General features: G+C 61.2%; 12 protein-coding genes. 5 read left to right on the forward strand and 7 right to left on the reverse strand.

All coding sequences use genetic code 11. The annotated features are described in order from the left end of the window. Positions 1-211 precede the first annotated feature (211 nt). The 3 genes from betT (at position 212) to mgrA (ending at position 4827) form a co-directional block, all read left to right on the forward strand. Positions 212-2173: a choline BCCT transporter BetT gene (gene betT / locus AC4PS7_RS18510; RefSeq protein ID WP_206759194.1), complete on the forward strand. Its 1962-nt coding sequence runs from the start codon at positions 212-214 to the stop codon at positions 2171-2173. Positions 2174-2352: 179 nt separating this feature from the next. Further along, on the forward strand, positions 2353-3681 hold the full coding sequence (locus AC4PS7_RS18515; RefSeq protein ID WP_082054428.1) for an OprD family outer membrane porin: 1329 nt from the start codon (positions 2353-2355) through the stop codon (positions 3679-3681). 108 nt (positions 3682-3789) lie between these two features. After that, positions 3790-4827 carry an L-glyceraldehyde 3-phosphate reductase gene (mgrA, locus tag AC4PS7_RS18520; RefSeq protein WP_010214105.1) on the forward strand — a complete coding sequence of 346 codons (1038 nt, stop codon included), beginning with the start codon at positions 3790-3792 and terminating at the stop codon, positions 4825-4827. Positions 4828-4955: 128 nt separating this feature from the next. On the opposite strand, the gene tauD is transcribed toward mgrA, so the two are convergent. The 7 genes from tauD to AC4PS7_RS18555 all read right to left on the reverse strand — a co-directional run bounded on the left by tauD (position 4956) and on the right by AC4PS7_RS18555 (position 13160). Next, entirely contained in the window at positions 4956-5792 is an 837-nt protein-coding gene (gene tauD, locus AC4PS7_RS18525) for a taurine dioxygenase (RefSeq protein ID WP_010214103.1), read from the reverse strand. 14 nt (positions 5793-5806) lie between these two features. Further along, positions 5807-6643, reverse strand: coding sequence for a taurine ABC transporter permease TauC (gene tauC / locus AC4PS7_RS18530; RefSeq protein ID WP_021491619.1), 837 nt, complete (start codon positions 6641-6643; stop codon positions 5807-5809). Further along, positions 6640-7419: a taurine ABC transporter ATP-binding subunit gene (gene tauB, locus AC4PS7_RS18535; protein ID WP_021491618.1), complete on the reverse strand. Its 780-nt coding sequence runs from the start codon at positions 7417-7419 to the stop codon at positions 6640-6642. The genes tauC and tauB overlap by 4 nt, the downstream gene beginning before the upstream one ends. Positions 7420-7435: 16 nt before the next feature. Continuing rightward, the gene (gene tauA / locus AC4PS7_RS18540) at positions 7436-8413 is read right to left on the reverse strand and encodes a taurine ABC transporter substrate-binding protein (RefSeq protein WP_042571307.1); all 978 of its coding nucleotides are present in this window, start codon (positions 8411-8413) and stop codon (positions 7436-7438) included. Positions 8414-8654: 241 nt separating this feature from the next. Next, positions 8655-10238 carry a glutamate--cysteine ligase gene (gshA, locus tag AC4PS7_RS18545; RefSeq protein WP_010214098.1) on the reverse strand — a complete coding sequence of 528 codons (1584 nt, stop codon included), beginning with the start codon at positions 10236-10238 and terminating at the stop codon, positions 8655-8657. 214 nt (positions 10239-10452) lie between these two features. Further along, positions 10453-10836 carry a PaaI family thioesterase gene (locus tag AC4PS7_RS18550; protein WP_021491616.1) on the reverse strand — a complete coding sequence of 128 codons (384 nt, stop codon included), beginning with the start codon at positions 10834-10836 and terminating at the stop codon, positions 10453-10455. Continuing rightward, the gene (locus AC4PS7_RS18555; protein WP_042571308.1) at positions 10836-13160 is read right to left on the reverse strand and encodes a Tex family protein; all 2325 of its coding nucleotides are present in this window, start codon (positions 13158-13160) and stop codon (positions 10836-10838) included. The genes AC4PS7_RS18550 and AC4PS7_RS18555 overlap by 1 nt, the downstream gene beginning before the upstream one ends. Before the next feature lie 357 nt (positions 13161-13517). On the opposite strand from AC4PS7_RS18555, the gene ompR reads away from it, so the two are divergent. Then, positions 13518-14258: an osmolarity response regulator transcription factor OmpR gene (gene ompR / locus AC4PS7_RS18560; protein WP_010214095.1), complete on the forward strand. Its 741-nt coding sequence runs from the start codon at positions 13518-13520 to the stop codon at positions 14256-14258. 117 nt (positions 14259-14375) lie between these two features. Continuing rightward, entirely contained in the window at positions 14376-15689 is a 1314-nt protein-coding gene (locus tag AC4PS7_RS18565) for an ATP-binding protein (RefSeq protein ID WP_021491614.1), read from the forward strand. Positions 15690-15705: the final 16 nt, after the last annotated feature.

Consider the following 15705-nt stretch of genomic DNA (forward strand, 5'->3'; position numbering starts at 1 on the left):
GGAATTATCTACCACTCGGCCCTGCGATTAGTCCCAGACCGCCTTCCTATGTTTAACTTGAATGCTCGTTCAAGTTAAACCCGGTGGTTCGCTGCCCGCTCACAACAGGAGGCTTACCTTTGCTGAGTCCGTTATTTACAGCCACATCTCATACCCTCGGGGTGCATCGTTCATGAGTGCATCGTCCACCCCTACCAGCGGCCAAGTGCGCATGAATGCGCCGGTTTTCTACTTTGCCGCGACGTTTATCCTGCTGTTCGGTATCACTGTCATCGCTATCCCGCAACAGGCCGGTGCCTGGCTGCTGGCGGCGCAAAACTGGGCGGCCAATACGGTCGGCTGGTACTACATGCTGGCGATGACCCTGTATCTGGTCTTCGTGGTGGTCACCGCGCTATCGGGCTACGGCAAGATAAAACTCGGTGCCGACCACGACGAGCCCGAATTCAGTTACCTGTCCTGGGCCGGCATGTTGTTCGCCGCCGGGATCAGCATCACGCTGTTTTTCTTCTGCGTGTCCGAGCCGCTGACACACCTGGTGCAACCGCCGCAAGGCGCACCGATGAACGCCGATGCCGCCCGCCAGGCCATGCAGATCCTGTTTCTGCACTGGGGCCTGCACGGTTGGGGGGTGTTCGCGTTTGTCGGCATGGCCCTGGCGTATTTCGCCTACCGGCATAACTTGCCGCTGGCGCTGCGTTCGGCGCTGTACCCGCTGATCGGCAAGCGCATCAACGGTCCGATCGGTTACGCGGTGGATGGCTTTGGCATCATCGCTACGGTGTTCGGGCTTGGCGCCGACATGGGCTTCGGCGTGTTGCACCTCAACTCCGGCCTCGACTACCTGTTTGGCATCGCCCATACCCAGTGGATCCAGGTCGGTTTGATCACGCTGATGATGGGCGCCGCGATCATCGTCGCCGTGGCCGGCGTCGACAAAGGCGTGCGGGTGATGTCCGACATCAACATGCTGCTGGCCTGTGCGCTGCTGCTGTTCGTGTTGTTCGCCGGGCCCACCCAGCATTTGCTCAACACCCTGATCCAGAACATCGGTGACTACCTGGGCGCCTTGCCGACCAAGAGTTTCGACGTGTACGCCTATGACAAGCCCAGCGACTGGCTCGGCGGTTGGACGGTGTTCTACTGGGCCTGGTGGATCGCATGGTCGCCGTTTGTGGGCCTGTTTATCGCGCGTATTTCCCGGGGGCGTACCATCCGCGAGTTCGTGTTCGGCGTGCTGCTGATCCCGCTGGGTTTCACCCTGGCGTGGATGTCGATTTTCGGCAACAGCGCCATCGACCAGGTGCTCAACCACGGGCTGGTCGCACTCGGCCAGTCGGCCATTGATGACCCGTCGATGAGTCTGTACCTGCTGCTGGAAACCTACCCGTGGAGCAAGACGGTTATCGCGGTCACGGTGTTCATCAGCTTCGTGTTCTTCGTAACCTCCGCCGACTCGGGCACCGTGGTGCTGTCTACCTTGTCGTCCAAAGGAGGCAACGCCGATGAAGACGGGCCGAAATGGCTGCGGGTGTTCTGGGGTGCGATGACCGCGCTGGTCACCAGTGCCTTGCTGTTTGCGGGCAGTATTGATTCGCTCAAGTCAGCGGTGGTGCTGACCTCGTTACCGTTTTCGATGATCCTGCTGCTGATGATGTGGGGGCTGCACAAGGCGTTCTACCTGGAGTCGCAGAAGCAGATCGCCCAGCTGCATTCGCTGGCACCGGTCTCTGCTGCACGCAAGGGACGTGGTGGCTGGCGTCAGCGCTTGAGCCAGGCGGTGCACTTCCCTTCGCGGGATGAGGTGTATCGCTTCCTTGAATCGACGGTTCGCCCGGCGATTGAAGAGGTGACGGCGGTGTTCGTCGAGAAAGGCCTGAACGTGGTCACTCAGCCTGACCCGTCCAACGACAGCGTCAGCCTGGAAATCGGCCATGGCGAGGAGCGTCCATTCGTCTACCAGGTGCAGATGCGCGGCTACTTCACGCCGTCATTTGCCCGTGGTGGCATGGGCTCCAAAGAGATCAACAACCGCCGCTACTACCGTGCGGAAGTGCACTTGGCCGAGGGCAGCCAGGACTATGACTTGGTGGGCTACACCAAGGAACAGATCATCAACGACATCCTCGACCAGTACGAGCGGCACCTGCAGTTCCTGCACTTGGTGCGCTGACGCTCAACTCCCCGCAAAGCCCCGTTCTACGGGGCTTTTTTAAACTTAATTTCATCCGTCAAGGCGCTGTTTTGACGCGGAACTGTCATCTGGCCACTGCGTAATTGTGTGAAGCGTTTGACGCTTTCATTTCAGCACAGTGACGGAGACCGGTAACAATGAAGACGTTGATAAGCCCTATGGTGGGTGCCGCCATGGCGAGCTTTATGCTGTCCGCCCACGCCGACTTTATCGATGACAGCCACGCTGATGTGACCTTGCTCAATCGCTACCTGAACCAGCAGGGGCGTGATGTGGTGAACAGCAACGCCAAGGCCCACAGCATTCGTGATTGGGGCCAGGGGTTCGAGTTCAACTTCAAGTCCGGCTACACCGATGGCCCGGTGGGTTTTGGCCTGGACCTGCAGGCGTTCTATGGATTGAAGCTGGACTCCGGTGGCGACCTCAACGACAAGGATCACCAGGGCCGCTACCCCGGCAGCATGTTTCCGCTGGACAACGGCAAGTCCGCTGACCAGTTCGGTGTGTTGAGCCCGACGTTCAAGATGCGTTTCGCCCAGGATGAACTGCGTGTCGGCACGCTCTACGGCAACAATCCGATACTCGCCAACACGGACGGGCGCCTGTACCAGCAGACCAACACCGGTGTGCAACTGGTGTCCAAGGACCTCAGCGACTTCACTTTCACCGGCGGCGATATCTTCAAGACCAAGATCCGCAACGAAACCGGCGACCAAGGCATGATCACCGCCGGGGGCACCCAACAGAGCGATCGCTTCCTGTTTGGCGGTGCGGATTACACCGGCATCCAGAACACCACGGTCAGCCTGTGGTACTCCAACCTTGAGGATTACTACCAGCAGTTCTTCCTGGGCGCCAAGCGGCATGACGCCTTGTCCGTGGGCGCGATCGACACCGATCTGCGTGTGTTCCGCAGTTTGAGTGTGGGCGGCAACGCGGCTGGCGACAATGACTACGCAGCCTCTGGCCTCTACGGGGACGGCGCGAGCAAGGGACGCATCAACCAGACCACCGCCAGCTTGCTTGAGAGCTACAGCCTGGACGGCCATACCGTCGGTCTGGGTATCCAGAAGAACAGCGGTGACAGCGACTTCCCGTACCTGGATTCCGGCCTGAACAGTGGCGACAACCGCCAGGGTCCAGGCTCAGGCGCCGACACCCCGGCACTCACCAACCTGCAATTGAACAAGTTCCAGCACGCCGGCGAGCGCACTTGGCTGGCGCAGTACAAATATGACTTCGGCAAACTCGGCCTCACCGGCCTGACGTTCTCAGCCGCCTACGCCCACGGCGATGACATCCGAACGGCGCAAGGCACCACCAGCGAATGGGAACGCAACGTCGCCGTGGCGTATCAAGTGCCCACCGGCTCCCTCAAGGGCCTGGGCGTTACCTGGAAAAACGCCCACGCCAGCCCGGACATCAGCGGCGCGACCGTGCAAGATGAAAACCGCTTCTATGTCAGCTATGTCGTTCCACTCTGGTAGGAAATTGCTGTAAAAAGGACGGGCAGACTTAAGCGATTCAGCTGGTTGAAAGGCCCGGGAATAGCCTTATTCCCAGGCCTTATTTGCCGACGTCCAAGAGAGGATTCGATGACTTACATTGCTGCCGAAAACCGCTATGAATCTATCCCGTACCGCCGCGTAGGTCGCAGTGGATTAGTGCTGCCGGCGCTGTCCCTGGGCCTGTGGCACAACTTTGGCGACAGCACCCCGATCGACACCCAGCGCGCCCTGCTGCGCACCGCGTTTGACCTGGGCATCAACCACTTCGACCTGGCCAACAACTACGGCCCGCCCTACGGCAGCGCCGAGATCAACTTCGGCCGTTTGCTGCGCGAAGACTTCAAGCATTACCGCGATGAACTGATCATCTCCAGCAAAGCCGGCTGGGACATGTGGCCCGGCCCCTACGGCCAGGGCGGTGGTTCGCGCAAATACGTGCTGGCCAGCCTCGACCAGAGCCTGCAACGCCTGGGTGTCGACTACGTGGATATTTTCTACTCCCACCGTTTTGACGCCGACACCCCTCTGGAAGAAACCGCCAGCGCCCTCGCCACCGCCGTGCAACAAGGCAAGGCGTTGTACATCGGCATCTCGTCCTACTCGGGTGTCAAAACCCGCGAAATCGCCGCGCTGCTGAAAGAGTGGAAAGTGCCGCTGTTGATTCACCAGCCAGCCTACAACTTGCTCAACCGCTGGGTGGAAAAAGACCTGCTGGACACCACCGAAGAACTCGGCGCTGGCGTGATCGCGTTCACGCCGTTGGCCCAGGGGCTGCTGACCGATAAGTACCTCAACGGCGTACCGGCGGATGCGCGGGTGAACCGTCCCGGCGGTGGTTCGCTGCAGGCCAAGCACCTGTCCGAAGCCAACATCGCCCACGTGCGGGCGCTGAATGAAATCGCCCAGCGTCGTGGCCAGAGCCTGGCGCAACTGGCGTTGGCCTGGACCCTGCGTGATCCACGGGTCACCAGTGCGCTGATTGGTGCGAGCCGGCCGGAGCAGATTATCGAGAACGTCGGTGCGTTGAAGAACCTGAGCTTCAGCGCGGAAGAACTGGCGGAGATTGATCGGTTTGCGCAGGAAGGTGGGATCAACTTGTGGGAAAAGCCATCTACTGCTGAATAACCTGGCGTAACACGGTCAATGTGGGAGCGGGCTTGCTCGCGAATGCAGTGGATCAGTCGCTGAATCTGTTGACTGACACTCTGCCTTCGCGAGCAAGCCCGCTCCTACCTTTTGATCGCTGGTTGTCTCTAGAAAGGTACATCCCCAAGAATGGTCGCGCGATGCATCACCCGCCGCTGCGGCCGGTAGTCGTCCACCGCGTAATGCTGCGTCACGCGGTTATCCCAGAACGCCACGTCATTTTCCTGCCAGCGCCAGCGGATGGTGAACTCCGGGCGTGTTGCGTGGGCAAACAACAGCTTCAGGATCGCCTCGCTTTCCGCCGGCTCCAGCTCATTGATCCTGGTGGTAAACCCATCACTCACAAACAGCGACTTGCGGCCGCTCACCGGATGCGTGCGCACCACCGGGTGTGACAGCGGCGGGTTCTTCTTGCGGGTTTCTTCCCAGCGCGCCAGGTCTTCGGCGGTGTTGCCAAAGCGCTCCAGTGGGAAGGACTTGGTAAAGTCATGGGTCGCCGTCAGCCCATCGAGCAACCGCTGCAACGGCTTGGACAACGCCTCATACGCCGCAATCCCGCTGGCCCACAGCGTATCGCCGCCAAATGCTGGCAGCTGCTTGGCGCTGAGGACCGCACCGAGTGCCGGAGTGGGCAGGAAGGTCACGTCGGTGTGCCATACGGCGTTGTCGCGCACGTCGGTGACGGCGGTATCGAGGATCAGTACTTCAGGCTGTTCCGGCACGTTGGGGTAGATCGGGTGGATGTGCAGGTCACCGAAATTCGCCGCGAACCGTGCCTGTTGTTGCGGGTTGATTTCCTGGCCGCGGAAGAACAGCACCGAGTGGGTGAGCAACGCCTGCTCGATGGCGTCGCGCTGTTCGAGGCTCAGCGGTCGGGTGATATCGACGCCACTGATCTGGGCGCCCAAGGCGGTGCTCAAGGGGGTAATGGTGAGGCTGCTCATACTGTTCTCATCACTCAATGTGCCTGGCCATGCCAGGGCACTAATTTACGCTGCAGGGCACGCAGGCCCATTTCCATGGCGAAGGCGATCAGGGCGATGACCAGGATGCCCAGCACCACCACATCGGTCACCAGGAACTGCGCCGCCGATTGCACCATGAAGCCCAGGCCGCTGGTGGCGGCGATCAACTCGGCGGCGACCAATGTCGACCAGCCCACCCCCAGGCCGATGCGGACGCCGGTGAGGATGTCGGGCAGGGCACTCGGCAGGATCACATGGCGAATCAACTGGGCACGGGTGGCGCCCAACGACTGCGCCGCGCGCAGCTTGGCCGGGTCGACAGTGCGCACACCGGTGGCGGTGGCGATGGCAATCGGCGCGAAGATCGCCAGGTAAATCAGCAACACCTTGGACAGCTCGCCAATGCCGCACCAGATCACGATCAGCGGCAGATAGGCCAGCGGCGGGATCGGTCGATAGAACTCGATCAGCGGGTCGAGGATGCCACGGGCGATACGGTTGGAGCCGATGGCGATCCCCACCGGCACGGCGGTCAGCACCGCAAACCCCAGGCCCAGGCCGATGCGGCTGAGGCTTGCATTCAAGTGTTGCCACAAGGTGGAGTCCATGTAGCCCGTGGTCGCCAGCAGCCAGCCTTTTTGCAGTACGGCGGACGGCGGCGGCAGGAACAGCGGTTCGATCACACCGGTAGCGGTCACGGCCCACCAAATGATCAGCAAGGCGACCAGGGTCAACAGGCTGATCCAGCGCGTGCTCAAGCTGCGACGCACTGGGATAGGCGCGTGCGCCGCCGGCTTGGCGGTCGTGACGGGAAGTTCGTAGCTGCTCATGCGGACACCTGCCGTTGGGAGAACACTTTGCCCAACACGTGTTCGCGGGTTTCGATAAAACGCGGGTCGGACTTGATCGCCCGTGCCGACTCTCCGGCAGCGTAGCGTTGGCCGAAGTCCAGGCTCAAACGCTCGACGATCTGGCCAGGATTGGGCGCCAGCAGGATCAGGTCAGTGGCGAGGAATACCGCCTCTTCGATGTCGTGGGTAATCAGGAACACCGGCTTGGCCGTGCGCCGCCAGACTTGCAGCAGCAGCTCCTGCATCTGTTCGCGAGTGAAGGCATCGAGGGCGCCGAAGGGTTCGTCCATCAGCAGTACGCGAGGATCGGCAGCCAGCGCGCGGGCCAGGCCGACGCGTTGCTTCTGCCCACCGGAGAGCTGCCAGATACGACGACTGTCGAAGCCGGCCAGGTCCACCAGGGCCAGCATTTCCCGAGCGCGCACTTCACGTTGTGCCTTGGACACGCCGGCCAGCTCCAGGCCGAAACCCACGTTGGCCAGCACGTCTTGCCAAGGCAGCAGGGCGTCATCCTGAAACACCACGCCGCGCTCGGCGCTCGGGCCTTTGACCGGCACGCCATCGAGGGTGATGCGCCCGGCAGACGGTTCGACAAAGCCGGCAATCAGGTTCAACAGCGAAGTCTTGCCACTGCCAGACGGGCCGAGGGCCACCAGCAATTGCTGGGGCCCCAGGTCGAGTGAGATGTCGGACAGTACCGGTTCTGTGGCGCCTGGGTACTGTGCGCTGATGCGCTCCAGTTGTAGCAAGGCCATCGCAATTAACTCCTGATCAGTGGGTAATGAACTTGGCGCTGATGTAAGGGGCGTAGTCCGGCAGCACGGCGTCGACTTTGCCTTGTTCCTTGAGGAACGCAGCGGTGTCGGTCACGGCCTGGGTAGTCGGTGCGCCCAGCAGGGTCACCTGGTCGGCGGCCAGCGGGTAGACGTTGCCTTGCAGCAGCAGCGGGATGTCGCTGGCCTTGGCGCCGGAGAGTTTCACCAGTTTGTCGACGTTGCCTTTGTCGGCGAGCCAGGCTTGCGGGTCTTTGCGGTAGGCGGCGTAGGTATCCAGGGTGACTTTGGCAAAAGCCGTGACGATTTGCGGGTGCTTCTCGGCAAAATCCTTACGCACGATCCAGGCATCGAAGGTCGGTGCGCCGAACTTGGCCAGTTCGCCGGAGGTGATCAGCACCTTGCCGTTTTCCTTGGCCACGCCCAGGGCGGGGTCCCACACGTAAGTCGCGTCGATATCACCGCGCTTCCAGGCGGCGATGATCGCCGGTGGTGCGAGGTTGAGGATGGTCACTTTGGACGGGTCGATGTTCCAGTGCTTCAGCGCGGCCAACAAGCTGTAGTGCCCGGTGGACACGAAGGGCACCGCGACCTTTTTACCGATCAGGTCCTGCGGGCCGTTGATCCCCGAGCCGTCGCGCGCCACCAAGGCTTCGGCACCACCGATCTGGGTGGCGACGAGGAAGGTTTCCACCGGCACTTTGCGGGTGATCGCCGCGGTCAGCGGGCTGGAACCGAGGTAGCCGATCTGCACGTCGCCGGACGCAATGGCGGCGATGATGTCGGCGCCGTTGTCGAATTTGCGCCAGTTGATCTTGGCATTGGTGGCTTTTTCGTAGGCGCCGTCGGCCTGGGCGACTTTGGCCGGGTCTACGGTGGTCTGGTAAGCAATGGTCACATCCGCCGCCTGGGCAAACAGGCTGGCACCGGCCAGGGACAATGCGGCCAAGAGGCGCAAAGGGGTAAGCAGTTTCAAGGGGAAGCTCCTCAATCAGGCGGCCGAGGGTCGGCATGCGAGGAGACTAAATGATCTAAGAATCCGAAAATAAATAACGTTTTCGAATTAGCTTATGAGCAGAAAAGTGGGACCCGGTCTTCAGGCTGAGGGGCAAATGTGGGCGCTGGCTTGCCTGCGATGCAGACAACTCGGTATTCCAGATAGACCGAGTTGATGCTATCGCAGGCAAGCCAGCTCCCACAGCGGACCGCGAAAGGATTTAGTTGCTGATCGCCAGAATGCTCGCTTGGTATGACCCGACAAACACATCAAAATCGCCCACTTCGTTCTGTTCCAGCTCCGCCTGCTGCACCAGCGACTGACGCGCCAGCTCTTCAAAGCGTGCCTGCTCTTCAGCCGGCAAGGGCTCCTTGCGGAAGTGCTCGGCATGCAGTTGGCTCTGGTGCAGGGAGAACTGCGCAAAACTCTCTTTGCGCTCGGCCATGGCCGCCAGCACCTGTGCCGATGGCGTCAGGGACGGGTCCTCGACCTTGGCCAACTGAGCGTCCAGCGCCTGGCTGTGTTCGGTGATGCCGTGGGCTTCATCGAGCAAAGCAGCCAACGGAGCAATCTGCTCCAGCAGCTCGGCGGCCCATTCCTTCATGTCCACTGCCTGGCCCTGACGCTGCAATTGCAGGCCGGGGCGGCGACCTTCCTTGACCACACTGAGGAAGTTGGAGGTCGCATTGCCGCACTCGTTGTTGGCGAACAGCGGGCTGTCGTTCAACGCGCAGTACAGCAGGAACGCGTCAAGGAAGCGCGATTCCGGCAGGTCGATGCCCATCGGCAGGAACGGGTTGATGTCCAGGCAACGCACTTCGATGTACTGAATGCCACGGGCCATCAGCGCCTGGATCGGCCGTTCGCCGGTGTAGGTCACGCGTTTGGGGCGAATGTTGGAGTAGTACTCGTTCTCGATCTGCAGGATGTTGGTGTTGAGCTGAACCCACTCACCGTCCTTATGCGTGCCGACTTCGACGTAAGGCGCGTAGGGCGTTGCCACCGCTTCACGCAGGCTGTCGGTGTAGCTGCTCAGATCGTTGTAGCACGGCGTCAGGCCCGCTTGGGCGTTGCTCTGGTAACCCAGGTCGCTCATGCGCAGGCTGGTGGCGTAGGGCAGGTACAGCGTATCGGCGTCCAACACCTCCAACTGGTGCGAGCGACCGCGCAGAAAACCGGCGTCCAGCGCAGGCGAAGCACCGAACAGGTACATCAGCAACCAGCTGTAGCGACGGAAATTGCGGATCAGCGCGATATAGGCATTGGACTGGTAATCGCGGTCAGTGCCGACAAATCCTTCAGTTTCCTTCAACAGCGGCCACAACTGTTCCGGCAGGGAAAAGTTGTAGTGGATGCCGGCGATGCACTGCATGGTCTTACCGTAACGCAGCGCCAGGCCCTTGCGGTACACGTACTTGAGCTGCCCGATGTTGGACGTGCCGTAGTAGGCAATCGGAATGTCTTCCTCGGCCGGCAACGGGCACGGCATCGAAGGGCTCCACAGGTATTCGCTGCCGAGCTTGGTGTAGGCAAAACGATGGATCTTGTCCAGGCTGCTCAGGGTATCGGCCGGGTTGGGCAGGGCAGGAGTGATGAACTCCAGCAGCGATTCCGAGTAGTCGGTGGTGATCTGTTCGTGGGTCAACGCGGCGCCCAGGGCTTCAGGGTGCGGCGTTTGCGCCAGTCGACCCTCACCGGTGACACGCAGGCATTCGCGCTCGATGCCGTGCAAGCACTGCTCTAGCAGGGAGAGGTGTTCGCGCTTGCCGAGCAGGGCCAGGCGGCGGTTGAGAAGTTCGCTCAAGTTGGATTCCTTCACGCGTCAGTCGCCCCAATATGGGGGTGGGCAGGACGGTCTACAAGGGTGAAGTTAAAACTGGCGTGATCGCCTGGTTTAGAGTCGATTTAACCCGCTCTGAAAATGCCGACTTCACTCCATGAATTTGGCTACAGCGCGGCGAGAAAATTCCGACGCCGTGATTGCAGCGCCGAAATTAACTCAAATCGGGGGTGGGGAGCTATAGGACAGCGAAGGTGCCCTGTGCTTTTGCGACAAGTCTTTCGTCCTGGTACACGTCCGCCTCGACCACCAATGTGCGACGACCGGCATGGATCACCCGACTGGTGCACAGCACGTCACCGTCAGACACGGCTCGGATATAGTTGATCTTGCACTCGATGGTCGCGCTTTGTTGGTCGAAACCATGGGCGCTGGAGCAGGCCAGCCCCATCGTAATGTCCACCAGGCTGAAAATCGCCCCGCCATGGAGCTTGCCCGCGCGGTTGCGCAGGTGCGGCTCCAGGGTCAGGGCCACCTCGGCAACGCCTTCCTCAAGGCGTTGCAGGCGGCAGCCGATCAGTTCGCTGAACGCGCTCTGGGTCAAACCGGCCGGGATTTCCATCAGCGTTTCTTCAACTGTTTAGCGTTGGCAAACAGCGAGGCCATGGCGTTGTTGCTTGGCGCGGTGGTGGCCGTTTCCTTGCGCGGCGCGTTGTTTTGCGACTGGCGCGGCGCCGAACCAGGACGTGCGCCGCGGGCACCGTCGATTTTCTCGCCAGGGGTGTCGCTCATGCGCATCGACAGGCCAACGCGTTTGCGCGGGATGTCGACTTCCATGACCTTGACCTTGACCACGTCACCGGCTTTTACCGCTTCACGCGGATCCTTGATGAACTTCTCCGAAAGCGCGGAGATATGCACCAAACCGTCCTGATGAACACCGATGTCCACAAAGGCGCCGAAGTTGGTCACGTTGGTGACCACGCCTTCGAGGATCATGCCCAGCTCCAGGTCCTTGAGGTCTTCGACGCCGTCCTGGAACTCGGCGGTCTTGAACTCGGGACGGGGGTCGCGGCCCGGCTTTTCCAGCTCTTGCAGGATGTCGGTGATGGTCGGTACACCGAAGGTTTCGTCGGTGTACTTCTTCGGATCCAGGCGCTTGAGAAACGCGGCGTCGCCGATCAGCGAACGGATATCGCGGTCGGTCTCGGCGGCGATGCGTTGCACCAGTGGGTACGCTTCCGGGTGAACCGCGGAGGAATCCAGCGGGTTGTCGCCGTTCATTACGCGTAGGAAACCGGCGGCCTGTTCGAAGGTTTTTTCACCCAGGCGTGCGACTTTTTTCAACGCTGCACGGGTTTTGAACGCGCCGTTTTCGTCGCGGTGGTTCACGATATTTTGCGCCAGGGTGGCGTTGAGACCGGAAATACGCGCCAACAAGGCGACAGAGGCGGTGTTCACATCCACGCCGACGGCGTTTACGCAGTCTTCCACCACTGCGTCCAGGCCACGTGCCAGTTTCAGCTGCGACACGTCGTGCTGGTACTGGCCGACGCCGATGGATTTAGGGTCGATCTTGACCAGTTCGGCCAGTGGATCTTGCAGGCGACGGGCGATGGACACCGCGCCACGGATCGACACGTCGAGGTCCGGGAATTCCTTGGAGGCCAGTTCCGACGCCGAGTACACCGAAGCGCCGGCCTCGGAGACCATGACTTTGGTCATCTTCATGGCGGGGTATTTCTTGATCAGTTCGGCGGCCAGTTTGTCGGTTTCACGGCTGGCGGTGCCGTTGCCGATGGCGATCAAGTCCACCGCGTGCTTGGCGCACAGGGCGGCCAGGATCGCGAGGGTCTGGTCCCATTTGTTGTGCGGTACATGCGGATACACCGTGGCGTGGTCCAGCAACTTGCCGGTGGAGTCGACCACGGCGACCTTGCAGCCGGTACGCAGGCCCGGGTCGAGGCCCAGGGTGGCGCGCGGGCCGGCCGGGGCGGCCAGCAGCAGGTCGTGCAGGTTGTGGGCGAACACGTTGATCGCCTCTGTCTCGGCGCCGTCGCGCAGCTCACCGAGCAGGTCGGTTTCCAGGTGGGTGTAGAGCTTGACCTTCCAGGTCCAGCGCACCACTTCACCGAGCCACTTGTCCGCAGGACGGTTCTGATTCTGGATGCCGAATTGTTGACCGATCATGCCTTCGCACGGGTGCATGGTGCCCGGCAATTCGTCGCCGACCTTCAGCGCGGAGCTGAGAATACCTTCGTTGCGGCCACGGAAAATGGCGAGCGCACGGTGGGACGGCATGCTTTTCAGCGGTTCGTCGTGTTCGAAGTAATCGCGGAACTTGGCGCCTTCCTCCTCTTTACCAGCGATGACGCGGGCGCTGAGGATGGCTTCTTGCTTCAAATAGTTACGCAGTTTTTCCAGCAAACTGGCGTCTTCGGCGAAGCGCTCCATGAGGATGTACTTGGCGCCTTCGAGGGCGGCCTTGACGTCGGCAACGCCTTTTTCGGCATCGATAAAGCGCGCGGCTTCGGTTTCCGGGGTCAGCGACGGGTCGTTGAACAGGCCGTCGGCGAGGTCGCCCAGGCCGGCTTCCAGGGCGATCTGGCCCTTGGTGCGACGCTTCTGCTTGTACGGCAGGTAGAGGTCTTCGAGGCGGGTCTTGGTGTCGGCGAGTTTGATATCGCGTTCCAACTGCGGGGTCAGCTTGCCTTGTTCCTCGATGCTGGCGAGGATGCTGATGCGCCGTTCGTCGAGTTCTCGCAGGTAGCGCAGGCGCTCTTCCAGGTGACGCAGTTGGGTGTCGTCGAGGCTGCCGGTCACTTCTTTACGGTAACGGGCGATGAAGGGCACGGTGGAGCCTTCATCCAGTAGAGCGACGGCCGCTTCGACCTGTTGTGGGCGTACACCGAGTTCCTCGGCGATGCGGCTGTTGATGCTGTCCATAAAACCACCTGAAATTCTGAAAAGCAGCTCGCAGGCCCGGAAAACAAGGCCCTGGGAGGCTGGTTGAGCGGCCCGACTGGCGCCGCTGCCTGGGTCAAGAGGCAGCCTATTGACCCTCGAAATCGAAAAAATCACACAAGCGGGGTGAAAAAAGCCTCGGCATCAAACGGTAACGATCGGACGTTGCCCTGCGCGACGGCGCCGCATTATAACCAGCGTTCTGCCCTTGGGGGGGATTGCGCCAACGGTTGTAGGGCGCGGGTTCGCTGGCAGTTGAGGAAAAATCTGCTAACAATGCACACGGTGCGTATAACGGCAGCTAGGCCATAATGCGCGCCGAGATAAGAGGAGCATCTAATGAGCAGCACTGCACAAACTGCTGAAGGCGAAAAAATTCTCATCGTTGACGACGATCCGGGGCTGAGCAGCCTGCTGGAGCGTTTCTTCAACTCCAAGGGCTATCGCGCCCGTGCGGTGCCGAACACCGAGCAGATGGACCGCCTGTTGGGGCGTGAAGTCTTCAACCTGGTCGTACTCGACCTGATGCTGCCCGGCGAAGACGGCCTGACCGCCTGCAAACGCCTGCGCGGCGCAAACAACCAGATTCCAATCATCATGCTCACCGCCAAGGGTGATGAGCTGAGTCGCATCAAGGGCCTCGAACTGGGCGCCGATGACTACCTGGCCAAGCCTTTCAACCCTGACGAGCTGATGGCGCGGGTGAAGGCCGTGTTGCGTCGCCAGGCAGCCCCGGTACCGGGCGCACCAGGCAGCGAAGACGAAAGCGTCACCTTTGGCGACTACGAACTGTCGCTGGCGACCCGTGAGCTAAAGCGTGGCGATGAAGTGCACATGCTGACCACCGGCGAATTCGCCGTGCTCAAGGCCCTGGTGATGAACGCTCGCCAGCCGCTGACTCGCGACAAGCTGATGAACCTCGCCCGTGGCCGGGAATGGGATGCGCTGGAGCGGTCCATCGACGTACAGATCTCCCGTCTGCGTCGGATGATCGAGCCGGACCCGTCCAAGCCGCGGTATATCCAGACGGTGTGGGGCGTCGGTTATGTGTTTGTTCCGGACGGCAATAAAACCAGTTGACCGGTGATTTGCAGGGACGGGCATCCTGGCGTTTGACTCCATGAGGGTCGACGGGATGCCCGGCGTCTGCAATTCTGCGAGCGCCGCTCGTTTCTGCAAGGTATCTAGCAGTCTTCTATGAAAACCCCGCTGTGGTTCCCCCAAAGTTTCTTCTCCCGCACCCTCTGGCTGGTGCTGATCGTCGTTCTGTTTTCCAAGGCACTCACACTGGTTTATCTGTTGATGAACGAGGACGTGCTGGTGGATCGACAATACAGCCACGGTGTCGCCCTGACGCTGCGCGCCTATTGGGCGGCAGACCCTGAGAACCGCGAGAAGATCGCCAAGGCCGCGACCCTGGTACGTGTCGCCGGTGCGGGAGTGCCGGAGGGCGAGCAGCATTGGCCCTACAGTGAAATCTACCAACGCCAGATGCAGGCCGAACTGGGTGAAGACACCGAGGTACGGCTGCGCATGCATGTGTCGCCGGCATTGTGGGTGCGTGCGCCAAGCCTGGGCGAGGACTGGCTGAAAGTGCCGCTGTACCCGCATCCGCTTCGGGGGCAGAAGATTTGGAACGTGTTGGGTTGGTTCCTGGCGATCGGCTTGCTGTCAACGGCGTCGGCGTGGATTTTCGTGCGCCAGCTCAACCAGCCGCTTAAACGCCTTGTGTTCGCCGCCCGTCAATTGGGCCAGGGGCGCAGCGTGCGCTTGCCGGTCAGCGACACGCCCAGCGAGATGACCGAGGTGTACGGCGCGTTCAACCAGATGGCGGAAGACGTCGAACAGGCCGGGCGCGAGCGCGAGTTGATGCTGGCGGGGGTGTCCCATGACTTGCGCACACCGTTGACGCGACTGCGCTTGTCTCTGGAGTTGATGGGCAACCATACGGACCTCACCGATGACATGGTCCGCGACATCGAGGACATGGATGCGATTCTCGACCAGTTCCTGGCGTTTATCCGGGATGGCCGTGATGAAGTGGTGGAAGAAGTCGACCTGACGGACTTGGTGCGTGAGGTGGTCGCGCCCTACAACCAGAATGGTGAGCAGGTGCGCATGCGCCTGGAGCCGATCCAGCCGTTTGCCTTGCGTCGGGTATCGATGAAGCGCCTGTTGAACAACCTGATCGGCAACGCCTTGCATCACGCCGGTTCCGATGTAGAAGTGGCGGCGTATGTGTCCGGCGACAGTGCTGCACCTTATGTGGTGCTGAGCGTGATGGACCGGGGCGCAGGCATCGACCCGGACGAGTTGGAAGGTATCTTCAACCCCTTCACCCGCGGCGACCGTGCACGAGGTGGCAAGGGAACCGGATTGGGGCTGGCGATTGTGCGGCGGATTGCATCGATGCATGGCGGCAATGTTGAGCTGCGCAATCGAGAAGAGGGTGGCCTGGAAGCGCGGGTACGCTTGCCGCTTGGCCTGATGCTACCCCGAGACGCGGTCTAAGCAACAACGCAGGCCA

It is taken from the genome of Pseudomonas sp. DW-iso3 (genome assembly GCF_058725305.1).